General features: G+C 35.4%; 34 protein-coding genes and 1 pseudogene. 2 read left to right on the plus strand and 33 right to left on the minus strand.

Features of this window, described 5'->3' with window-relative positions; all coding sequences use genetic code 11:
* Positions 1-5 precede the first annotated feature (5 nt).
* The 22 genes and pseudogenes from F9279_RS25115 to F9279_RS08625 form a co-directional block, all read right to left on the minus strand.
* Positions 6-155: a hypothetical protein gene (locus F9279_RS25115; RefSeq protein WP_019380829.1), complete on the minus strand. Its 150-nt coding sequence runs from the start codon at positions 153-155 to the stop codon at positions 6-8.
* Between the two features lie 47 nt (positions 156-202).
* On the minus strand, positions 203-802 hold the full coding sequence (locus F9279_RS08525; RefSeq protein ID WP_016204385.1) for a class I SAM-dependent methyltransferase: 600 nt from the start codon (positions 800-802) through the stop codon (positions 203-205).
* Positions 803-828: 26 nt separating this feature from the next.
* Positions 829-1,395, minus strand: coding sequence for a peroxiredoxin family protein (locus tag F9279_RS08530; protein WP_016204386.1), 567 nt, complete (start codon positions 1,393-1,395; stop codon positions 829-831).
* Positions 1,392-2,117 (minus strand): cytochrome c biogenesis CcdA family protein, encoded by a 726-nt coding sequence (locus F9279_RS08535; protein WP_019380828.1) that lies wholly within the window; start codon positions 2,115-2,117, stop codon positions 1,392-1,394. Before F9279_RS08535 ends, F9279_RS08530 begins: the two co-directional genes overlap by 4 nt.
* A gap of 19 nt (positions 2,118-2,136) precedes the next feature.
* Positions 2,137-2,799, minus strand: a complete 663-nt coding sequence (locus tag F9279_RS08540) for a hypothetical protein (protein ID WP_016204387.1) — start codon at positions 2,797-2,799, stop codon at positions 2,137-2,139.
* A 225-nt stretch (positions 2,800-3,024) separates the two neighbouring features.
* Positions 3,025-3,417: a rhodanese-like domain-containing protein gene (locus F9279_RS08545; protein WP_019380827.1), complete on the minus strand. Its 393-nt coding sequence runs from the start codon at positions 3,415-3,417 to the stop codon at positions 3,025-3,027.
* Positions 3,418-3,736: 319 nt separating this feature from the next.
* Positions 3,737-4,117 (minus strand): peroxiredoxin family protein, encoded by a 381-nt coding sequence (locus F9279_RS08550; protein ID WP_016204390.1) that lies wholly within the window; start codon positions 4,115-4,117, stop codon positions 3,737-3,739.
* Between the two features lie 14 nt (positions 4,118-4,131).
* Positions 4,132-4,479 carry a DsrE/DsrF/DrsH-like family protein gene (locus F9279_RS08555; RefSeq protein ID WP_016204391.1) on the minus strand — a complete coding sequence of 116 codons (348 nt, stop codon included), beginning with the start codon at positions 4,477-4,479 and terminating at the stop codon, positions 4,132-4,134.
* 52 nt (positions 4,480-4,531) lie between these two features.
* Positions 4,532-5,308: a sulfite exporter TauE/SafE family protein gene (locus F9279_RS08560; protein WP_016204392.1), complete on the minus strand. Its 777-nt coding sequence runs from the start codon at positions 5,306-5,308 to the stop codon at positions 4,532-4,534.
* 52 nt (positions 5,309-5,360) lie between these two features.
* Complete coding sequence (locus F9279_RS08565; RefSeq protein ID WP_016204393.1) at positions 5,361-5,588, minus strand: sulfurtransferase TusA family protein; 228 nt, start codon at positions 5,586-5,588, stop codon at positions 5,361-5,363.
* A 26-nt stretch (positions 5,589-5,614) separates the two neighbouring features.
* Positions 5,615-6,743 (minus strand): annotated as a pseudogene (locus tag F9279_RS08570) (MBL fold metallo-hydrolase); the annotation flags it as partial.
* Between the two features lie 51 nt (positions 6,744-6,794).
* Positions 6,795-7,187 carry a DsrE/DsrF/DrsH-like family protein gene (locus tag F9279_RS08575; protein ID WP_016204395.1) on the minus strand — a complete coding sequence of 131 codons (393 nt, stop codon included), beginning with the start codon at positions 7,185-7,187 and terminating at the stop codon, positions 6,795-6,797.
* 12 nt (positions 7,188-7,199) lie between these two features.
* Positions 7,200-7,433: a glutaredoxin family protein gene (locus F9279_RS08580; RefSeq protein WP_016204396.1), complete on the minus strand. Its 234-nt coding sequence runs from the start codon at positions 7,431-7,433 to the stop codon at positions 7,200-7,202.
* Positions 7,434-7,449: 16 nt separating this feature from the next.
* Entirely contained in the window at positions 7,450-8,025 is a 576-nt protein-coding gene (locus tag F9279_RS08585) for a sulfurtransferase TusA family protein (RefSeq protein WP_016204397.1), read from the minus strand.
* 60 nt (positions 8,026-8,085) lie between these two features.
* Positions 8,086-8,382, minus strand: a complete 297-nt coding sequence (locus tag F9279_RS08590; RefSeq protein ID WP_016204398.1) for a rhodanese-like domain-containing protein — start codon at positions 8,380-8,382, stop codon at positions 8,086-8,088.
* Positions 8,383-8,397: 15 nt separating this feature from the next.
* Complete coding sequence (locus F9279_RS08595) at positions 8,398-8,760, minus strand: rhodanese-like domain-containing protein (RefSeq protein WP_016204399.1); 363 nt, start codon at positions 8,758-8,760, stop codon at positions 8,398-8,400.
* Between the two features lie 44 nt (positions 8,761-8,804).
* On the minus strand, positions 8,805-9,284 hold the full coding sequence (locus tag F9279_RS08600) for a DsrE/DsrF/DrsH-like family protein (RefSeq protein WP_016204400.1): 480 nt from the start codon (positions 9,282-9,284) through the stop codon (positions 8,805-8,807).
* A gap of 124 nt (positions 9,285-9,408) precedes the next feature.
* A complete protein-coding gene (locus tag F9279_RS08605) occupies positions 9,409-9,672 on the minus strand; it encodes a metal-sensitive transcriptional regulator (RefSeq protein ID WP_016204401.1) in 264 nt (87 codons plus the stop codon).
* 12 nt (positions 9,673-9,684) lie between these two features.
* On the minus strand, positions 9,685-10,056 hold the full coding sequence (locus F9279_RS08610; protein WP_016204402.1) for a rhodanese-like domain-containing protein: 372 nt from the start codon (positions 10,054-10,056) through the stop codon (positions 9,685-9,687).
* A gap of 96 nt (positions 10,057-10,152) precedes the next feature.
* On the minus strand, positions 10,153-10,956 hold the full coding sequence (locus F9279_RS08615) for a cytochrome c oxidase assembly protein (protein WP_016204403.1): 804 nt from the start codon (positions 10,954-10,956) through the stop codon (positions 10,153-10,155).
* Positions 10,937-11,440, minus strand: a complete 504-nt coding sequence (locus tag F9279_RS08620) for a DUF2243 domain-containing protein (RefSeq protein WP_016204404.1) — start codon at positions 11,438-11,440, stop codon at positions 10,937-10,939. Before F9279_RS08620 ends, F9279_RS08615 begins: the two co-directional genes overlap by 20 nt.
* 150 nt (positions 11,441-11,590) lie before the next feature.
* On the minus strand, positions 11,591-11,992 hold the full coding sequence (locus F9279_RS08625; protein ID WP_016204405.1) for a DUF2892 domain-containing protein: 402 nt from the start codon (positions 11,990-11,992) through the stop codon (positions 11,591-11,593).
* Between the two features lie 111 nt (positions 11,993-12,103).
* Between F9279_RS08625 and F9279_RS25650 the strand changes: the two genes are divergently transcribed.
* Complete coding sequence (locus F9279_RS25650; protein ID WP_016204406.1) at positions 12,104-12,283, plus strand: hypothetical protein; 180 nt, start codon at positions 12,104-12,106, stop codon at positions 12,281-12,283.
* Here F9279_RS25650 and F9279_RS08635 read toward each other — a convergent pair.
* Genes F9279_RS08635 through F9279_RS08665 form a run of 7 tightly spaced genes read right to left on the minus strand, consistent with a single transcriptional unit; the run spans position 12,280 to position 16,079 of the window.
* A complete protein-coding gene (locus tag F9279_RS08635) occupies positions 12,280-13,059 on the minus strand; it encodes a sulfite exporter TauE/SafE family protein (RefSeq protein WP_019380822.1) in 780 nt (259 codons plus the stop codon). The two genes, F9279_RS25650 and F9279_RS08635, sit on opposite strands and share 4 nt — an antisense overlap.
* Positions 13,060-13,119: 60 nt before the next feature.
* Positions 13,120-13,347: a sulfurtransferase TusA family protein gene (locus F9279_RS08640; RefSeq protein WP_016204409.1), complete on the minus strand. Its 228-nt coding sequence runs from the start codon at positions 13,345-13,347 to the stop codon at positions 13,120-13,122.
* Positions 13,348-13,358: 11 nt separating this feature from the next.
* Positions 13,359-14,495: an MBL fold metallo-hydrolase gene (locus F9279_RS08645; RefSeq protein ID WP_016204410.1), complete on the minus strand. Its 1,137-nt coding sequence runs from the start codon at positions 14,493-14,495 to the stop codon at positions 13,359-13,361.
* Positions 14,496-14,508: 13 nt separating this feature from the next.
* Positions 14,509-14,745, minus strand: coding sequence for a glutaredoxin family protein (locus F9279_RS08650; protein ID WP_016204411.1), 237 nt, complete (start codon positions 14,743-14,745; stop codon positions 14,509-14,511).
* 14 nt (positions 14,746-14,759) lie between these two features.
* Positions 14,760-15,149: a DsrE/DsrF/DrsH-like family protein gene (locus F9279_RS08655; RefSeq protein WP_016204412.1), complete on the minus strand. Its 390-nt coding sequence runs from the start codon at positions 15,147-15,149 to the stop codon at positions 14,760-14,762.
* A 16-nt stretch (positions 15,150-15,165) separates the two neighbouring features.
* The gene (locus F9279_RS08660) at positions 15,166-15,738 is read right to left on the minus strand and encodes a sulfurtransferase TusA family protein (protein ID WP_016204413.1); all 573 of its coding nucleotides are present in this window, start codon (positions 15,736-15,738) and stop codon (positions 15,166-15,168) included.
* Positions 15,739-15,758: 20 nt separating this feature from the next.
* Positions 15,759-16,079, minus strand: a complete 321-nt coding sequence (locus F9279_RS08665; protein ID WP_016204414.1) for a rhodanese-like domain-containing protein — start codon at positions 16,077-16,079, stop codon at positions 15,759-15,761.
* Positions 16,080-16,417: 338 nt separating this feature from the next.
* Here F9279_RS08665 and F9279_RS25120 point away from each other — a divergent pair, with 338 nt between their 5' ends.
* The gene (locus F9279_RS25120) at positions 16,418-16,594 is read left to right on the plus strand and encodes a hypothetical protein (RefSeq protein WP_019380821.1); all 177 of its coding nucleotides are present in this window, start codon (positions 16,418-16,420) and stop codon (positions 16,592-16,594) included.
* A 130-nt stretch (positions 16,595-16,724) separates the two neighbouring features.
* On the opposite strand, the gene F9279_RS08670 is transcribed toward F9279_RS25120, so the two are convergent.
* From F9279_RS08670 to F9279_RS08685, 4 genes are all read right to left on the minus strand, one after another.
* On the minus strand, positions 16,725-17,108 hold the full coding sequence (locus tag F9279_RS08670) for a DUF302 domain-containing protein (protein ID WP_019380820.1): 384 nt from the start codon (positions 17,106-17,108) through the stop codon (positions 16,725-16,727).
* 12 nt (positions 17,109-17,120) lie between these two features.
* Positions 17,121-17,387: a class I SAM-dependent methyltransferase gene (locus F9279_RS25945; RefSeq protein ID WP_142385655.1), complete on the minus strand. Its 267-nt coding sequence runs from the start codon at positions 17,385-17,387 to the stop codon at positions 17,121-17,123.
* Positions 17,380-17,712 carry a class I SAM-dependent methyltransferase gene (locus F9279_RS25950; RefSeq protein WP_250637168.1) on the minus strand — a complete coding sequence of 111 codons (333 nt, stop codon included), beginning with the start codon at positions 17,710-17,712 and terminating at the stop codon, positions 17,380-17,382. The genes F9279_RS25945 and F9279_RS25950 overlap by 8 nt, the downstream gene beginning before the upstream one ends.
* A gap of 136 nt (positions 17,713-17,848) precedes the next feature.
* Positions 17,849-19,066, minus strand: coding sequence for an MFS transporter (locus tag F9279_RS08685; protein WP_016204419.1), 1,218 nt, complete (start codon positions 19,064-19,066; stop codon positions 17,849-17,851).
* Positions 19,067-19,106: the final 40 nt, after the last annotated feature.

Below are 19,106 nucleotides of genomic sequence, written 5' to 3' on the forward strand. Positions count from 1 at the left end.
CACGACTATTTTGTGTTATCTTCATGTCCGTTTTCTTTATTTTTCATGAATGTGTATACAAAATAGCCTCCACCAACAAAAATAACTACCCAAAAAATGGTCATAATTAATCCACCCATACCATAAAACATTATATTCTCCATTGTATTTTCCACTTGTATTCACCACCAAAAGAGTTGCTGAAGGCAACTCCAAAGTTATTTTATTCTCTTTTTTGCGCCACAAACTGAATAACATGTGACAAACCATTATGAAGTTCTCCTTCATTCCTTACAACCTCGCCCATAAAAAAGTGAACAATCCGCCAATCAAAAAAAACGCTTAAAAACTCTTCTGGTTTATAAAGTAGTTCTACGTTTTGTGGTCCTCCACTTTTGTATGGTAGCTGATAAACCGAATACACCTCTGAAATAAAATAACCACCTGGTTTAACTGCATCTTTAACACCTTCAAGTGTTTTTGTACGTAATGCCTCTGGAAAGTGACCAAAAATACAAATCAATTCATCCCACTGCTCTTTATCCCAGTTAGCTTCATTTAAGTCTACAAGCTTTGTTTGAACTGTTACATTTCTATCCTTGGCAAGCTTTTCTGTTTTAGCCAGTCCGGATTGCGCATAATCCCATGCAGTTACATTCATTCCTTGTTGCGCCAAGTAGACTGCATTTCTACCTTCTCCTTCAGCAATAGCCAATGCATCTCCTGATAGGTTTAATTTTTTATGGACATCCGCAAGAAATACGTTTGGATTAGTTCCATAAACATAATTCTCATTTTTAAATCGATCATTCCAGGAATTCATAGCTTGTTCTCCTTTGATTTAATTTTTTAGTCAATACTTTTTATTAATTGCTCCATCATTTCCTTATCCATCGGTCCGACAATTTTCTTTCGAACAATCCCCTGCGAATCAATTATATAACTTGTTGGGATCGTAAAAGCTTGATATGTTTCTCCTGTATCGCCTTTAGTATCAAGCAGTATTGGAAAAGTTAATCCATAATCTTTTACAAATTTTCCAATATCATTTGTGTTCTTTTCTGCAGTAGTTAAATTAACTGCTAAAATTTCTACATTTTCATTTTGTTGATCTAGATAAAATTCTTGCATATGAGGCATTTCAGCTTTACAAGGAGGACACCAAGTAGCCCAAAAATTTAAAATGACTTTCTTTCCTTTATAGTCAGACAGTTTTACTTCTCTTCCTTCTAAAGTCTGGAGTTGAAATTCAGGTGCCAAATTTCCTTCTTTTATTCCACTAATTAAATCATTATTTTCTATTCGATTGTTAAGGGAGGTTTCATCCATATTGTCTTTTTCTGAAAATGCATAGTCATATACTCCCCAACCTAAAAGACCAATCAAACCTACTAAGACGAGTATTTGTTTGTTCATAATCCCACTCCTTCAAAAATCGTGAATGTAGAGAGATAAGCACTGATCTTTTCCATTTGACCAGTGAATAATAACAATCCCATTATGATAAGGATTACTCCATTAACTAACGAAAGCTTTGGTAAAACCTTATTGATTCTTTTAATCACATTTAAAGAGTATGTCACAAGAAAAGATAACATGAGAAAAGGAATGCCTAGACCTAAGGCGTATATCCATAATAAAAACATGCCAGAATAAATCGTTTCAGTTGAACTAGCCAGTAATAAAATGGACGATAAAGCAAGTCCTACACAAGGTGTCCATCCTGATCCAAATGCTAAACCAAGGATAAATGATTTTAGAGAACTAGCTTTGGACTTCCTATTATAATCAAACCGTTTTTCAGTCATTAAAAACTTTATTTTAAACACACCAAGCATCTGTAACCCAAAAATAATGATGAGGAATCCCCCTATCATTTGAATTAATTTCTTATTATCTAAAAATATTTGTCCTACAACACTTGCTGAAGCTCCTAGTAACACAAATACAATACTAAATCCAAAGATAAAACTTATTGAACGAGAAAACAGGACACTCTTCTGGGTATTTACTTTTCCATCTTTTACTGAACCATCGGTTAAATGAGCAACATATGCAGGAATTAATGGAAACACACAAGGTGAAAAAAATGAAAGTACCCCTGCAGTTAATGCAAAAAATATTGTGATATTTTCCAATTCTTACCCACCTATCTTTCTACTGTAGTTTTCTATCCCAAAGGTAAAGAGACAAGATTATTAATCCTACAAAAAACCACTGCTCCATCGAGAAAATAAAAATCGTATTTTCATTGATTAGAACCAATGAGAGTATTATTTTGTAGAATGAAAATAAGACGATGACAGAAAAAAATGATTTATATGAGGATAGAATTTTTTGAACTAGAATGAGTATCAAATTAGTCAACGAATAAATGCCAAAAAGAACATGATAAATGAAATTATCCTCTACAAAGGTGGCGGATAAAAAGTGATAGACAGACAGCACTGAAAAACTAAATAGTAAGCCGTATTTCAAAGTAACTAGCATTGAAATATCTAATTTCCTTGCTTTATAAATAAAGTAGTAGATTGAAAAAATAATAGCTAAAATTAAGCCACTTCTTCCTCCTGTAAAATACAACAACGACAAAGGACTTTTTATTACTAATGAAGGTTCCGTAAGAAGTAAGCTACCTTTCCAAATAAAAAAGCCTAAAAACACGCTATTAGTTAATAAGTCAAATACTGCCTTATTATGTTCCCTATTCGGTAAGCGTAGGAGCAATACTTTTATAAAAACTATTCCAAATAGAATTGCCACTCCAAGAAGAAACCATTTAAGGAGAATCGTAAATGAACCGATTTGAATGATATCCATGGGTACCTCCAAAAAAATTGCTTGATGTTTACACAAAAAGGGGCTGTTTAGCCCCTCTTCTTAAAAGATTCTTTGAAACAAGACGATGACTCCTACCAGGAGCCAGACTAAAATCCCTGGTCATATGGGTGGGAAAAATGACCGTGATTTTTTGTTAGGAATTCCTCAACTACCTTTGCCACAGTTGTTATGATCTTTATTCATATTATCAGCCTACTCCATTACTTATTTTATAATTTCTCCCTGCCATTCTTGAATACCGCCACTTACACTTACAACATTACCATAACCATAGTCTTTTAAAATGTTTGCAGCTTGAAGACTTCGTTTCCCACTTCTGCACAATAGAACGATTTCCGCATCTTTAGAAAGACCTTTATAATCGGATTTTAATGTGCTTAGTGGAATGTTTTTCATCCCTTTAATATGACCTGCTTCATATTCATGGGGTTCACGCACATCAACAAAGATTATGTTACTTGATTTGGGATCCTGTAATTTTTGCTCCAACTCATTAATTGAAATTGTTTTAATGCTATTATTTTCAAACTGGGTATAGCCAAAATATAATACTAAAATGACAAGGGGTAGATATAATGCTATTGTTTTAATCTTCAAGGAAACTCCTGCTTTCAGATGTACTTATAGTGTAAGGACAATAAATTGCCCGCCACCCAATATGGTCTTGGTATAATCAATTTTGACATTATTAAAATATGGTTTACTTGTTTCATGTACTAAAAAACTTATGCCATCTTGTTCAATAATCTCATCATTTTCTAAAGCTGACTCTTCCAGAGCCAGACGAAGCTGAGGTCCCCCTCAACCAATGCCCATTGCAAGACGAATAAATGGTTTTTTTACATCTTTAACTTCTTGTTTTATTTTTGATATCGCAGCATCTGTAATTTTAATCAACGTTATTCCTCCTCAATATTTAAAAATGTACAAACAAATCCGCTGAAACTGCCTCATTTAAAACCCATTTAATGGGGACTTGCTCAGCTGGGTACTTAAATTGCGTATGGTCCTTTATATCTAAGTCCACCACATAAAATTTAACGCCAGATTCAACAGCTATCTCAAGTAAATCGTTAATTGAAGGTGCGTTAAAATCAGCTAGAGCATTAGACAAGTATTCAATTCCATCCGATGGAATAGGAATGTATTTTTGATCTAAAATGTTTACTCCTTTTCGTGAGAAGGCTAAGATCACATCAGCCCCGGATGAAGCAGCTCCAACAGCAACATTTAAAGGTGGGTAAGCAGACTCTAATTCATCATGAAGTGCTAAAACGACAACTTTTTTCGTATTCATGTTTAGTCCCCCTCTTAAAAACTTAAAACAGCATCAGCTTGGTAGGCTGTTTCTAAAAAGGTAACAACGCCCGCGAGTTCTGCCCCTTCTATTAATTCCAAACCATCAGCAATTAACACATTCATTTGACAACCATACAATTTAATTCCCGCATTTAAAGCCAAGTTAAAAAGTAAGGATAGATCTACTCCATGTGTTCTCGTCATTCTTTTTAAATAACGTTTATCTAAAACACGCGCTCCATCAAGATCAAAAAATATGGCGACTTCATTTTTTTGTTCAACCATTTCGATTGATTTCTTCAACACATAGGGAACATTTGAGCTTAACGATACAAAATAAACAAATTTCTTGTTCGTCATTATAACCCCTTCTTTCAAACCTACTATGAATACACTTTATTTTCCCCTGTTTTTACAAAATATCTAACCAAATCTTAACGGCAGTAGCTCCAATTAATAACGCTAAAATGACTTGCAACACTTTGGTATTTACTTTTTTTCCAGCCATTGCACCCAATGGGGAAGCAATTAAACTTGCAACGATCATAATAAAAGCTGGGAAGTAGTCAATTTGTCCGGTCGTAATTTTACCTACTGTCGCTCCGATTGATGAAATAAACGTAATCGCTAGAGAAGAAGCGATCGTCATTCTTGTTGGAATTTTTAATACCACTAACATGATTGGCACTAATAAAAAGGCTCCTGCTGCTCCAACGATCCCAGCCCCCACCCCTACAATAAGGGCTAATAGTGCTGCAAGCCATTTGTTAAATTTCACCTGATCTAATGGAATGTCGTCTATTCCCTTTTTCGGAATAAACATCATCACTGCTGCAATTAAGGCTAATATCCCATAAATTAAATTAATGCCTCCTTCAGACATTAACTTTGATCCAAATCCTCCAACAAAACTACCCACTAAAATACTAGCACCCATATACATAATTAACGTTTTATTTAAATATCCACCTTTTCGGTAAGCCCAAACTCCACCAATAGTTGCAAAGAATACTTGAATCGCACTTATGCCTGAAACTTCATGTGCAGTAAATGCTGCTAAGCCAAATAACGGTGGAATATATAATAACATTGGGTATTTAATAATAGACCCGCCGATTCCTAACATTCCTGAAACATATGATCCAATAAATCCTATTAAGAAAATCGTAATGATGAATCCAAAATCCATGGTGTTACCTCCTTTTGAAAAAAGGGAACCCTACATAGGCTCCCCTTATTTTTTAACCTTTTTTAATCCAAAATTTAAATACATCATTTTCTTCTTCATGCTTAATTAGTTCATGACCACCAGATTTTGCCCAAGCTGTTAGGTCGTTTTTAGCACCTTTATCAGTAGCATGAATTTCTAGAATTTCACCTGATGCTAATTCATTGATTGCCTTTTTTGTTTTTACAATTGGCATTGGACATGCTAATCCTTTTGCGTCTAATACTTTAGTTGCTTCCATTTCGTTATTCCTCCTAAAATAAGTTTTTATCGAACCGCACAACGGTTTGGTCCAATTTCCATTTCACGTTGTTTTTCATCATCTGGGTTAATTTTCCCCATGTTAGTTTCACGAATTTCTTGATACGCATTTGGTTGTGGTGGTAGGTTTTCTGTTACTAATTTTCTGAATTCATTTTCGTCCTCGATGTTTAGACCATGATTTTTTGCAAATAGTGTCCCTAATTTTTCTGATACACTACCATCGTCATTCAATTCATCAATGATCATAAAGTGCGCTGGTAGAACAACTAGTTCTTCTGAAAGCTCTCTGTAACGGATGTACAAACTTTCTCTTAAATCTGCTACCCAGTCTTCTGCCATCCCAGCTAAGTCTGGTCTGCCGATTGAATCGATGAATAGGATATCACCTGATAATAAGAACTGAGAATCCACAACAAACGATGTAGAACCAATTGTGTGACCTGGAGAATACAGGGCATGAATATCGATGGCAGTATTTCCGATTGTTACCACATTTCCATCTTCTAAAGGCTTATACTCAAATGTGACTTCTGTTGCATCCTTTGGTGGTAACCAATACGTAGCACCTGTTCTCTCAGCAATGACTCTTCCACCAGAAATGTGGTCAGCATGAAGATGCGTATCAAATACATGCGTAATTTTTGCACCAATTTCTTTTGCAAAATCAAGATAAATATCAGTCATACGAGTTGCATCGATGATAGCTGCTTCCCCATTTGAGACGACCATGTAAGATAGGCAGCCCTTACCGATACGAACGAACTGATACACTTCACCTCCATCGTTTAAGTCCCCGACCTTCACAGGCTCTAAGTACTCACTCCACGCTTTCATCCCACCTTGCAGGTAAGAAGCCGTTAATCCTTGTTCTGATAACATCTCTGCCACCATTAATGAAGATCCTTCTTTTGCACAAACGACTAAAACTTCTTGATTAGCCGGGATTTTATCTAAGATTCCTTCCACTCCATCCAGTAACTCGAAATACGGAATATTATAATAGTCGAAGTTTTCTCCTTCAATTTTCCAATCTTGAAAGTCACTTTCATTACGAACGTCTAGAATAAATAATGGTTCTTTATTAAATACTTTTTTTGTTACTTCTTTTGAAGTCATAGCCTTTACAGTCATATCATTTTACCCCCTATGGTATATTTAAATTCAAAAAAATAATTAATTTTTATTAAAACGTAAGAGTTACATCTGCATCTTTTGCAAATTCTAAAAAGGTTACAGCTCCACCCACTTCAATTCCATCCACAAATGCTTCCTTTTCTAATCCCATCACATCCATTGTCATTTGGCAACCAATGAATTTGACACCCATTTCTTGTGCCATTGCCACTAACTCAGGTATAGCTGGTACGTTTGCTTTTGCAAACCCTTCAGCAAAATGCTCTTTCCCCTCTGGCATTGGTAGTTGTGTGTATGCCTCTTTATGAATTAAGTTTAATCCTTCAAATGTAAAGAATATGGCAACTTCCTGATCAGATGCTGCTGCAGCTGTTGCGATATTAAAAACTTTATATGCATCAAATAATCCACCATTACTTGCTATAATTGCTACTTTACTCATTCTTAATTCCTCCTAGTTTCTTAATGCTAGCATTATATTATTTGGATCATAACCAACAACCCACTTGCCATTTACCTCTGTTTGAGGCACACCCAGTTGTCCGGTCTTTGCGACTAGTTGGTTCATAATCTCTGGGTTTTCTTCAACATTTACCTCTTTAAAAGGTATAGTTTGATCTGCCAAAAAGTTCTTTAGCATAACACAATACGGACAGCGTGTGGTTGTGTATACCGTTACTGTGCTCATATCAAATTTCCCCTCCTTATTTATTTAAACTATTGGTTTTGCCTGACCAAGCACTCATCCCTGGCACAACATTAATCACATTTGCAAAACCTTTTTCAGCTAATTTTTGAGCTGCGAGATCACTACGGTTTCCAGTTCGACACACCACATAAATCTCATCAGCTGTATTAAGCTCTGAAAGACGATCCTCTAACTCTCCTAACGGAATAGAGATGGCGTTTGGAATATGGTTGAATGCGTACTCCGCTGCTTCTCTAACATCGAGAACAACAATATTCTCGTTAACATCTAGTTTTTTCTCCAACTCTTCATTGCTTGTGATGTTAGGATGTTTTCTTTCAATTGTTCCATCATTGGAAGATTTTCTAAGGTAATGCTTTAACACATCTCCTTGTTCAATTGTGCCTAGATACTGATGTCCAGCGCTTTTTGCCCATGCTTCAAGGTCAGCTTTTGACCCTTTATCTGTTGCTTGAACCTCTAAGACTTGACCAGATTGTAACTCATTCATTGCCTTTTTTGTTTTGACGATAGGCATTGGGCAAGCTAGGCCCTTTGCATCTAATAAAAGATCTGTTTTTAATGAATTCATAATATAAAAACCTCCTGTTTATTACCCTTACGAGTATATTGACTTCTAAAAAAAATCACCTTATTTTGTTTCGCCTTCCCACGCAAGCATTCCGCCTGTCATGTTGGTTACCTTAAACCCATGACTTTCAAGAAATTGACAGGCGCGACCACTACGTGCACCAGAACGACAAACCATGATATAGTCTTGAGACTTATCTAATTCATGCATACGGAATTCTAATAACCCTAGTGGAATGTGGATCGCTCCTGGGATTTTCCCAGTTTCAACTTCATCCACTTCACGAACATCAATCAAGTTTAATGGTTGACCTTCTACTAACGATGTTTCCACTTCTTTTGCTGTTAGTTGTTTCATTTTCTCTCCTCCTTTTTATCTCCAGGCACTCATACCACCTTTTACATTTGTCACGTTCGTAAATCCTAATTTTTTTAATATTTTAGTAGCATTTTGACTTCTCATTCCACTTTGACAAATAACAACTACTTCTTTGTCTTTTGATAGTTCCTTCTCCGCTTTTTGCGCAAGTTGTTGGAGTGGGAGATTTTTAAATCCTTTAATGTTTCTTCCCTTAAACTCCCCAGGAGTACGTACATCAACAAATTGTTTATTCCTATCTTTTAATTCATTCTTTAAATCTGTTGTTGAAATCTGTCTAACACCTTTAGCCGGGATGATTCGTTTAATGATAAATAACAGAAAGAGTCCAATGATTAAATAATTTAGATATTCCAAACTTACTCCCTCCTTTTATGTAGGGGATAATCCCCCTAACGTGTTTAGATAAATAGGTTTACATTTCCATCTTCTGCATCAGCTAAATATGCAGCTACACCTGCATACTCGATATTATCTAAAAGTTCTTCTTTTTGAAGTCCTAATAAATCCATTGTCATCGTACAAGCAACGAGCTTAACATCTTGTTCTTTTGCCATTTCAATTAAGTCTGAAAGTGGCATTGCATTATGCTTTTTCATTACATCTTTAATCATTTTAGGACCGAAACCTGCAAAGTGCATTTTTGACAGACCCATTTTTTCAGCACCTCTTGGCATCATTTTGCCAAACATCTTTTCCATGAAACCTTTTTTCACTTCAATATCTTCATCCTTACGTAGAGCATTTAATCCCCAAAATGTGTGGAAAATAGTTACTTCATGATCATAGGCAGCTGCCCCGTTTGCAATAATATAAGCAGCCATTGCTTTATCATAATCACCACTAAATAATACGATTGTTGTTTTTTTTGTTTCTGTCATGTTTGTTCCTCCTCTTGTTGTTTACCCATTAGGGTATTTTTCTGTATAAAAAATTTTCCTTTTACCTTTACCCCTATGGGTATAATATTATTAAAAATAAAAGAGAGTGTCAACCCCTTTATTTCTATCTACTTCTTACAAGCAGATTGACAGCTTCTTTTAATAGTTCTTCTGTATTTTTCTCACCAATTTCTTCGGCGTTACGAACACATTCCACTAAATTTGAACTGACGACAACTCCAATCGTCCGATCAATCGCTGTTCTTGCTGCAGACAACTGAGTAATAACATCTTTGCAGTCTTTATTTTCTTCCATCATTCTCAAAATTCCTCTAAGTTGTCCTTCAATGCGCTTTACTCTGTTTTTCATTTGGTCGTTGTATTCCATCTGTTTTCCCCCTTAACAATAACTTTCTTTATTTAATTGATTTTCCTTTAATACTGTTTGTGTTTGATTTGTAATTAAATAGCCAACGACCTTAAAATCTCTTTTGCGTAAGAAACGAATCGCTAGATTCCTTTCAAGGCGGTTTGATGCCACTACAATCAAGTCACTTTTTGGGATTTCTGAATAAAACCTATTAAGGTATGCCACTGGAACATTGATGGCTCTTTCTATTGGGCTGTTATGAGACTCAATATAATCTCTTACATCTACGACTATTGATGTTCCCATATCAACGTGATTAGTTATATTTTCAACCCTAAAAACGGGAAAATGTCTTTTAAAAAGAGCAACAATAATGGCACTCATTATTATAGCAACTATCATATGCTGTCTCCTTTACTAATAAAAAAAGGAATGTCTTACAACGTTTATATTATACCCATTAGGGTATATTGTCAATACCTTTAAATTTATTTCTTTTTAACTTTGTAAGAATAATTTTGATTTATCAGATACCCTTCTTTTATTTGTGGATATATACCATTGATAACAAAAAATGAAGATTAGAAATATATCGATCACATCTCCACCATAATACATTAGCACTCCACCCATCTCGGCTTGGGAAATTGGTACACTCTTTGGGGGATGGGCATAAATATACTTTGATAGAATACCGTGGATGCCTGAGGCGATTATTAAAACAATAGAACGATAGAGGAAACTTGTTCTATGGGCAACTGGATCAATATAGATCATGGATACTGTAAAAAGGTATCCTGCTATGAATACATGAACGTGTATAAAGACATAAAGATATAAATTCCCGTGCATTTGTGCGTATAAGTCCGTTGTATAGAGTACCCATAGTCCTCCAATATTTAGAAGCGATGCGATAAAAGGATCACTTACAATGCGGACCGGGTAACTTTTTAATATCTGTGTAAACCGTCGTGCTAATTTCACAGACAGAGTTCTTAAAAAAAGCGTCATCGGTGCAGAAAGCGCAATAAGTAGAGGTCCTAACATCCCAAGAAATAAATGACCTAGCATGTGTATTTTAAGATCCATATGGGCTTGTTCAGCTACCGGTCCCACTACAGCAAGTGCTACAAACAGAACCCCTAAAAGCCAAGATAACGTTCGGTATGGCGACCATTTTTTATGCTTTCGATTGGATAAAACAACTCCCATTATATAAAGAATAATCATTAACACAAATACCAAAATGAAGAAATAATCTAAATAACTATAACCGGAACTATCAATGTGATTGTGATCCACTAAGAATTTCCTCCCCTTGGGATAATTGCTTTCTTGTGCGAAATACGAGAATCACCCCAACAATAATGAGTGCTACAGCAACTAAATTCCACACTAAGTCGTAAGGAAGTATTTCTACATTGTAACGAATCTGATGTATTCTCATGAACTTGTGTTGGATGATACCATCATACAAATTAAAGCCTCCAGCCCCAAGCAATATTCCTCCCCACCATCTTGCAAGCCAAAAAGCATTTCTGCGGCGAAGGTCTGCAAACATAAAAGCTGAAAAGATGGTCGCAAACCAACTAAAAGCATGAAACAGACCATCCGAAACTAGTCCAATATCAGTTGTTGATTTATCATAGAAGTGATGCCAGTGTAGTAGTTGATGAAAAACCGTTTCATCAATAAAAGCTACAAGACCAAGCCCAAATAAAAAGCCACCAAATAAATTGCGATTCGCAAAAATAAACTTTTGTTTTGAGTTTTTAATAATATTCATCCATTTCCCTCCTATATGTTCATATTTAATTATTTTGTCCATTCAACCATTACTTTTAAACAATAGGTGATGAAGAAGGATTTTGATTCTGTTTTCATAATAAAAGAACACTCATAAAGTCACGAGTGTTCTATAAAAAATAACCCAATATCAGCTTTTATTTAGTATCTTCTTTAATGCTTCCTTCTCTTCAAATATTTCTGTTGCAGTCCTAACGCCAAGTCTCCTTATCAGTGGTAATGGAGGACACCACCCCTGTAAAGAATGTTGGATCATAAATACACTTGTTATTCCTGACAATGCCATCCATTTTTTATTGCTTAATAATCCAAGTAAAGATGATATCAATACAATTGATGCAAAGTTAAGTTCTAAAACTCTTTCGGTATCCCATTCATAATTTAATTCTTTAATACGTTTATCTATTTCTTTTTCAGTTTTCCCGTAGTAATTGTTGATATTATGTGCAGTTTTTCGTTCTATATCATTATTGATTCTATCATCTGTGTTTAACTTTACTTTAGTCGTAGTTGGTGGAAATAGATCTCTCATACATTCCCATCCTCTCGTTGATTGGTATATAAACCCATTGAGTTTTTTAAATAAATCTTCTACAATACCTAGTATAACAATAGGAATTAATGGGTATAGGAGGAACCTAATATGAAACGTTTTTTCAAATCTTTTTTCAATGAAAAATGCCCTACTTGTAATAAAAATTTAGTCAGCGATAAAACGAACTCATTACTCTCAATTGTAATCAAATCATGTCCAGATAATCATTTTCAAAAGGAATATCATCCTGCACTTGAGACATACGTTGAAAGTAATAAGGTCTCTTAAAATAAAATATCAGACCAAATTTTAATTGAAGTAGCTAATATGAGTAATGCCAAAATCCATTGTAGGATTTTGGTATTTATTTTTTTACCAAAATTAGCACCAAGTGGCGAAGCGATTAGGCTTGCTACAACCATGATTAACGCTGGATAATATTCGACTTGACCTGTTGTAATTTTCCCAACAGTTGCACCAATAGACGAGATAAACGTAATAGCTAAAGAGGTCGCTATCGTCATTCTAGTTGGAATTTTCAGCACTACGAGCATGATAGGAACTAAAATGAACGCACCAGCAGCACCAACAATTCCCGCACCCACCCCAACAATTAATGCAAGAACAGCTGCGAGCCATTTATTAAACTTCACCTGATCATGTGGGATCTCATCGATTCCTTTTTTAGGTAAGAACATCATCACAACGGCGATTAAAGCTAGAATTCCATATACAATGTTAATTCCACTTTCGGTCATGAGCTTTGAGCCATATCCACCAATAAAACTACCAATTAATATGGCAACACCCATGTATATAATTAACGTTTTATTCAAGTACCCTCCTTTTCTATAAGCCCATACTCCCCCTATTGTGGCGAAAAAAACTTGTACGGCGCTAATTCCAGATACCTCATGTGCACTAAATGCAGCTAATCCAAACAGTGGTGGAATGTATAAAAGCATGGGATATTTAATAATCGATCCACCAATTCCTACCATTCCGGATATGAAGGATCCAATAAAACCGATAAGGAATATAACCACGATAAATCCAATATCCACTTTCTTTTTCCTCCAATCAAAGGGGGAGGGTAACCGTTTAAAGGTACCTTCCCCTAAATTCTATCCTTTTTTTAACCAGAACTTATAAACACCATTTTCTTCTTCATCTTTTAGCAATTCGTGTCCACCCGATTGTGCCCATGCAGTCAAGTCATTTTTTGCCCCTTTATCTGTTGCATGAATCTCAAGGATCTCTCCTGAACTTAATGAATCCATTTCCTTTTTTGTTTTTACAATTGGCATTGGACAAGCTAGCCCTTTTGCATCTAATACTTTTGTTGCTTCCATCTCTTTTCCTCCTATCTCACTGCACAGCGATTTGGTCCAATTTCCATTTCCCTTTGTTGTTCTTCTTCTGGTTTGATTTTACCCATATTTGTCTCACGAATTTCTTGGTATGAATTCGGCTGTGGCGGAAGATTTTCTGTCACCGTTTTTCTGAATTCAGCTTCATCATTAATATTTAATCCATGATTTTGTTGATAAAGTACACCAAGTTTTTCTGAAATACTTCCATCATCATTCATTTCGTTAATTCCCATGTAATGGGCAGGTAAGACTAGAAGATTATCAGCTAGCTCTTTGTAACGTTGATAAAGGGTATTTCTTAAATCTCCTACCCAGTCTTCAGCTTTACCAGCTAGATCAGGGCGACCAATGGAATCAATAAATAAAATGTCACCTGTTAACAAATATTGATCATCAACGACAAAAGATGTACTACCAATGGTATGCCCAGGAGAGTAAATGGCTTTTATGGTTGTCTGTCCAACCTTGTATTCATCGCCGTCATTAATTTGTGAGTAGTTAAATGTGACTTCTTTAGCATCCTTTGGTGGTAAATAATAGGTTGCACCATGTTTTTCAGCAAGTTCTCTACCACCAGAAATATGGTCAGCATGCAAATGAGTATCTAAAACGTGTGTTAACGTAATATTATGTTCCTTTATCATCTCTTCATATGGAGACAACATTCTGTTAGTATCAATTATTGCCCCTTTTCCGTCAGACTCAATTAAATAGGAAAGGCAGCCTTTTCCAATCCGTACAAATTGAAAGATGCTTCCTCCATTTTTCAAATCACCAATCTTTATTGGCTCAAGGTGTTCACTCCAAGCCTTCATTCCGCCTTCTACTGAGTAAACATCTGTAAACCCCTGTTCCATTATTTGTTCGGCGACAAATTCTGATGCACCACCTTTAGCACAAATGACATAAATTTCTTTGCTCTTTGGTAGTTTATCTAATATTGAATCGACTCCTTCTAATAATTCAACGTAAGGAGAATTGATTACCTCTATATTGCGCCCTTCTATTTTCCAATCGTCAAAATCGCTGGTATTACGGGTATCAAGGATGAAAAGGTCTTCATGATTAATGACTTTCTGGGCTAAATCTTTAACAGATATTGTTTTCAGAGCTGTTGTTGTTCCCATGTGTCTCCTCCTTTTACTTTTCTAAAAGTTGAGTAATCGTTTCCGGATCATACCCTAAAACCCACTCACCACTAATTTCAATTTGAGGGACTCCCATCTGACCTGTTGTTTCAACCAATTTATCTCCTGCTGCAGGATCTTCTTGCACATTTACTTCTTTAAATGCGACACCTTGCTCATTTAAAAAGTTTTTTACCATTACACAATAGGGACAAGTGTTTGTGGTATAGACAGTAACATTCTTATTCATCATTCTTCACTCCTTTAGAACGTTAGCGTTACGTCAGCATCTTTAGCAAACGCTAAAAAGGTAACTGCACCGCCAACATCAATCCCTTCTACAAAATGCTCTTTTTCTAAACTCATAACATCCATTGTCATTTGGCACGCAATCATTTTCACACCCATCTCACTCGCCATTGCAACAAGCTCTTCAACTGGTGGAACATTCGCTTTTTTAAATCCTTCTTGATAATGTTCTGTTCCTGTAGGCATTGGCAAATTTTTATGACCTTCTTTATGAATGAGATTTAAGCCTTCAAATGTAAAAAAGATTCCCACTTCAGCATCAGTAGCAGCTGCAGCCGTTGCAATATTGAATACTTTATAGGCATCAAACATCCCACCGTTTGAGGCAATGATAGCTACTTTCATTATTATTCCTCCTTGTTTAATGATTTTTATCGATAGGTCCTGTCCAGTCTTTCATTCCAGGAACTACATTTTTAACGTTGTTAAAGCCTTTTTCGGTTAACTTTTGTGCAGCAAAATCACTACGACTACCCGTTCTACAAATGACATGTAGATTGTCTACATTGTTAAGTTCCTCAAACCGATTTTCTAATTCACCAAGTGGGATATTAATAGCACCCGGTACATGACCGAATGCATATTCAGCCGGTTCTCTCACATCTAAAACAGTTATTTTTTCATTTCCATCTAATTTCTTTAATAATTCATCTAAATGAACCACATCCGGATGTTTTGCTTCAGGTTTTTCTTCTTCTGAACGAACTTTTCGAAGATAATGTTTTAAGGTCTCTCCCTCTTCTACAGTTCCTAAATACTGATGACCGGTACTAGAAGCCCAAGCCTTTAAATCAGCTGTTGAACCTTTATCGGTAGCTTGAATTTCCATCACTTCACCTGGTTCAAGGGTGTTCATTTCTTTTTTTGTTTTTACAATTGGCATCGGGCAAGCCAGTCCCTTTGCATCTAACACCCTATTAACTGTAACTTCCATTGAGATTCCTCCTTCTTGGGTTACGGTTTTTCGACTTCATCTTCCCAATTAAGCATTCCACCAACCATATTTTTCACTTTATACCCCTTATCTTGCAAAAATTCAGCAGCCATTCCACTCCGATTCCCCGATTGGCATACCATAAAATGCTCCTTGTCTTTGTCAATTTCATGTAATCGATTTTCAAGCTCTCCTAAAGGAATATGGTAAGCACCTGGGATTCTCCCTTGTGCAACTTCTTCATGTTCACGAACATCGATAATACTTTGTGCTTTTCCTTGCCTTACTTTTTCAGATACTTCTTTTGGTAAAATCTCAGCAACTTTTGACTTAGTATTCATTTCGTCACTCCTTATGTTGAAGTAATACAAGTCATACTTAGAATTCTCTTTTATCGGTTAAATATGTTTATTTGCCACGTCCATATAAATCCAAAATAAGCTTCTAATTGTAACTTTTATCACACTAATTGATTTTAGTAATGTTAATATCACAATACTAACAGGGGTATAAAGTTGAACTGGAGTGATTAAAATGAATAAAAAAATAATAATAGTAGGTGGAGTTTTAGGTGGAGTTTAATTTTGTTTGAAATATTAGGTGGATTAACCTTAGGGCTATAAAAGACATTTATTCGGGAAAGCAGTAAAAGTGAATGTCTAAACAAGGAGGAAAACAAATGAAAATAAAAACAAATCAACGTGTCGTTGCCGTTTTAGCCTTACTCCTTCTTGCCGGATATGGTGGCATCGATCATATGATGTACTCTGGTGGCATAAGCCCAAATATGTATGCTGGACATGATGGCAGTACCGGAAATGCAAGATGGCATGATAGAAATATTTCAAAGTCCTGAAATGATAGATACGATAAATAAAATAGTAAACGAAAAATAAAAAAAAGGACGGCGATAGTTTTTTATCGTCGCCCGTTTTTTTCAAAGTAGTTATAAAATATTTATTTCTTGACAGGCAAATTCACAGTTTCTATATACTTTTATTAATACAATTAATTAAACGATCCTCAATATCTTTTGCAAGCTTTATGATTTCATCATTATTCACAAGCTTAATAAGTGCTGTTGGTCTAGGCATCCCTATCTTAGTTTGCCCATTGTCACTGTAAACAACAATTTTACATGGTAAAAAATACCCCACTAATAAGTTTTCATTTAAAACTCTCTGAGCTTCATGTGGATTACAGACTTCTAAGACCTTATATTCCTGATTAAAATCTAGTCCCTTCTCTTGAAGTTTGTCTTTGATATCAAACATCCACAAAACGCCAAACTTCTCTTCTTTCAAATTAGTTTCTAAACTTGTTACTGCTTCATTAATACTCTTTTTTGTTTCAACGGTATAGTCAAACATTTTTTATCCTCCTTAAAATTTAATGTTTTTAGCAATTATTGCATAAATTGATTGATTTAAATGCACAAGTTTTGGATGAAAGCCGTTTTGTTCTAATAACTTTTTCATGGTTATAGACGGTACTTTCTGTTCTATTGAAGGTCCTATCTCTGATTCCACCGCTTCCCATTCTAACAATACAAACATTCCACCTGGCTTTATAATCCTACGAATTTCTCCGAGTGCAGCTTTTATATCAGGCACTTCATGTATGACAAAAGCTATTAACGCTTTATCTATCTACAATATTCTTTTCCAATTTTATATCCTCAAGATTACTTTCAACATACCTGATATTACTTATGTTCTCCTTTTCTGCACGTTCCATTAATAATTTCAACATCCTGGGTTCAATATCTACAGCATAAACCATCTTAGATTTTTTCGTTAGTGAAAGTGTAAAATAGCCGTTACCCGCACCTAGATCAGCGACATTTTCAAACTCTTCAAGTTCTAATAATTCCAATGCCTTATTGGGTGTTATAAGCTTTTTTCTCTTTGGATCAAAGAGCCTATATGCTCTATTTGGATCAGTTCGATGAGACAGAATCATCCCCCCTTCCATTATATACGTATACCCGTAATGGTATATATTAATTATAAAATGAGTAATAAGATACTACAAGCCTTAAGTTTGGTCTTTGTCGTACATTGAGTAGGATTTTTCAATAAATCTTTTATATTGATTCAATACTCTGTTCCTACCTTATTAATGTTTCATTCATTCGAACTGCTGTTATGATTCCTGCAATTAGAGGTAATAGAGCAACTAAACCAATTGCCCAACTAATATTAAGCATATCTGCAATAAATCCTGCAAATAATGCTCCAAATGCATATCCACTATCTCTCCAAAAACGATAAACTCCCATTGATGAGGCTCTCCATTCTGGTTGTGCTATATCACTAATTGAAGCTTGTAAGGTTGGATATACCATTGCGGTTCCTAGTCCTAGAAGAATAGCTGCTATGAACCATAGGCTATATTCGTTTACAAATAAAATCATCCACAGAGAAAGAGCTTGAAGCCACATTCCACCAACAATGAACCACTTTCGTCCGATCTTATCACTTAACGCTCCGGTAAACAGTTGGAAAAATCCCCATGAAGCTGGATAAATCGCAACTAACACTCCAATTTCTGATACGGTTAAGCCAACACCTGTAAAGAATAATGGGAAGAGTCCCCAAGCCATACCATCTTTAAGGTTTGTGCTTAATCCTGCAAAAGTGATGCTAGATAAACTTTTATTCTTAAACGTAGTTATTTTGAACACTTCTTTTGCAGATAAAGTCGGACCATTATTGGATGATTTTGTTTGAAGCTTTATATGTTCTTCTGTATCTCTTACAAGTAATGATAAGATAAAACCGATTACCACAATAATAATACCTAAATAAAATGGTTCGGGGCGGTTAGAAAAATTTGTTGCAACAAAACCAGAGACACCAGCCATTACAGCTACTCCTATATACCCTGCAAATTCATTTAACCCTACAGCAAAACCTCTTTGAGTAGGTTTCGATAAATCAATTTTCATATTTACGGTCATGGACCAAGATAATCCTTGGTTGATACCTAAGAAAATATTTGCAACTACAATCATCCACCATGAGGTCGCAAATATAACCAGCAAAGGAACTAATAAGCCGATACTCCAACCGATAAGAAGGACTTTCTTTCTTCCTAATCGGTCTGCGATAGCACCTGCAAAATAATTCACAATAGCCTTTGAAAATCCAAAACTAATAATAAAAGATAATGCCGCACTAGCCGATGCCAAACCAAAATCTTCTTCACCAATAATCGGGAGAATGGTTCTTTCTAAACCAACCATTGAACCAACAAAGAAGTTCGTAACAACTAGAAGTATGAAATTTATTAAATTTTCTTTAATTCCAATTTGTACTTTACTCAAACCATTCACCTCCAAAAAGGGAGAACCAAATAGAGGTTCT

The organism is Bacillus sp. B1-b2 (assembly GCF_009183415.1).
Taxonomy (GTDB): Bacteria; Bacillota; Bacilli; order Bacillales; family Cytobacillaceae; genus Niallia.

Bases quoted from the DNA above. Each gene is read 5' to 3' on its own strand.
- F9279_RS08625 (WP_016204405.1), bottom strand. From the start codon at position 11,992: ATGAGAGATCTATTTCCACCAACTACGACTAAAGTAAAGTTAAACACA.
- F9279_RS08610 (WP_016204402.1), bottom strand. From the start codon at position 10,056: ATGATAGTTGCTATAATAATGAGTGCCATTATTGTTGCTCTTTTTAAA.
- F9279_RS08620 (WP_016204404.1), bottom strand. From the start codon at position 11,440: ATGAATATTATTAAAAACTCAAAACAAAAGTTTATTTTTGCGAATCGC.
- F9279_RS08645 (WP_016204410.1), bottom strand. From the start codon at position 14,495: ATGGGAACAACAACAGCTCTGAAAACAATATCTGTTAAAGATTTAGCC.
- F9279_RS08530 (WP_016204386.1), bottom strand. From the start codon at position 1,395: ATGAACAAACAAATACTCGTCTTAGTAGGTTTGATTGGTCTTTTAGGT.
- F9279_RS08650 (WP_016204411.1), bottom strand. From the start codon at position 14,745: ATGAATAAGAATGTTACTGTCTATACCACAAACACTTGTCCCTATTGT.
- F9279_RS25650 (WP_016204406.1), top strand. From the start codon at position 12,104: ATGAAACGTTTTTTCAAATCTTTTTTCAATGAAAAATGCCCTACTTGT.
- F9279_RS08585 (WP_016204397.1), bottom strand. From the start codon at position 8,025: ATGAATTCATTAAAAACAGATCTTTTATTAGATGCAAAGGGCCTAGCT.
- F9279_RS08565 (WP_016204393.1), bottom strand. From the start codon at position 5,588: ATGGAAGCAACTAAAGTATTAGACGCAAAAGGATTAGCATGTCCAATG.
- F9279_RS08525 (WP_016204385.1), bottom strand. From the start codon at position 802: ATGAATTCCTGGAATGATCGATTTAAAAATGAGAATTATGTTTATGGA.
- F9279_RS08580 (WP_016204396.1), bottom strand. From the start codon at position 7,433: ATGAGCACAGTAACGGTATACACAACCACACGCTGTCCGTATTGTGTT.
- F9279_RS08640 (WP_016204409.1), bottom strand. From the start codon at position 13,347: ATGGAAGCAACAAAAGTATTAGATGCAAAAGGGCTAGCTTGTCCAATG.
- F9279_RS08600 (WP_016204400.1), bottom strand. From the start codon at position 9,284: ATGACAGAAACAAAAAAAACAACAATCGTATTATTTAGTGGTGATTAT.
- F9279_RS08590 (WP_016204398.1), bottom strand. From the start codon at position 8,382: ATGAAACAACTAACAGCAAAAGAAGTGGAAACATCGTTAGTAGAAGGT.
- F9279_RS08555 (WP_016204391.1), bottom strand. From the start codon at position 4,479: ATGACGAACAAGAAATTTGTTTATTTTGTATCGTTAAGCTCAAATGTT.
- F9279_RS08605 (WP_016204401.1), bottom strand. From the start codon at position 9,672: ATGGAATACAACGACCAAATGAAAAACAGAGTAAAGCGCATTGAAGGA.
- F9279_RS25120 (WP_019380821.1), top strand. From the start codon at position 16,418: ATGAAAATAAAAACAAATCAACGTGTCGTTGCCGTTTTAGCCTTACTC.
- F9279_RS08660 (WP_016204413.1), bottom strand. From the start codon at position 15,738: ATGGAAGTTACAGTTAATAGGGTGTTAGATGCAAAGGGACTGGCTTGC.
- F9279_RS25950 (WP_250637168.1), bottom strand. From the start codon at position 17,712: ATGGAAGGGGGGATGATTCTGTCTCATCGAACTGATCCAAATAGAGCA.
- F9279_RS08655 (WP_016204412.1), bottom strand. From the start codon at position 15,149: ATGAAAGTAGCTATCATTGCCTCAAACGGTGGGATGTTTGATGCCTAT.
- F9279_RS08575 (WP_016204395.1), bottom strand. From the start codon at position 7,187: ATGAGTAAAGTAGCAATTATAGCAAGTAATGGTGGATTATTTGATGCA.
- F9279_RS08540 (WP_016204387.1), bottom strand. From the start codon at position 2,799: ATGGATATCATTCAAATCGGTTCATTTACGATTCTCCTTAAATGGTTT.
- F9279_RS08560 (WP_016204392.1), bottom strand. From the start codon at position 5,308: ATGGATTTTGGATTCATCATTACGATTTTCTTAATAGGATTTATTGGA.
- F9279_RS08670 (WP_019380820.1), bottom strand. From the start codon at position 17,108: ATGTTTGACTATACCGTTGAAACAAAAAAGAGTATTAATGAAGCAGTA.
- F9279_RS08665 (WP_016204414.1), bottom strand. From the start codon at position 16,079: ATGAATACTAAGTCAAAAGTTGCTGAGATTTTACCAAAAGAAGTATCT.
- F9279_RS08550 (WP_016204390.1), bottom strand. From the start codon at position 4,117: ATGAATACGAAAAAAGTTGTCGTTTTAGCACTTCATGATGAATTAGAG.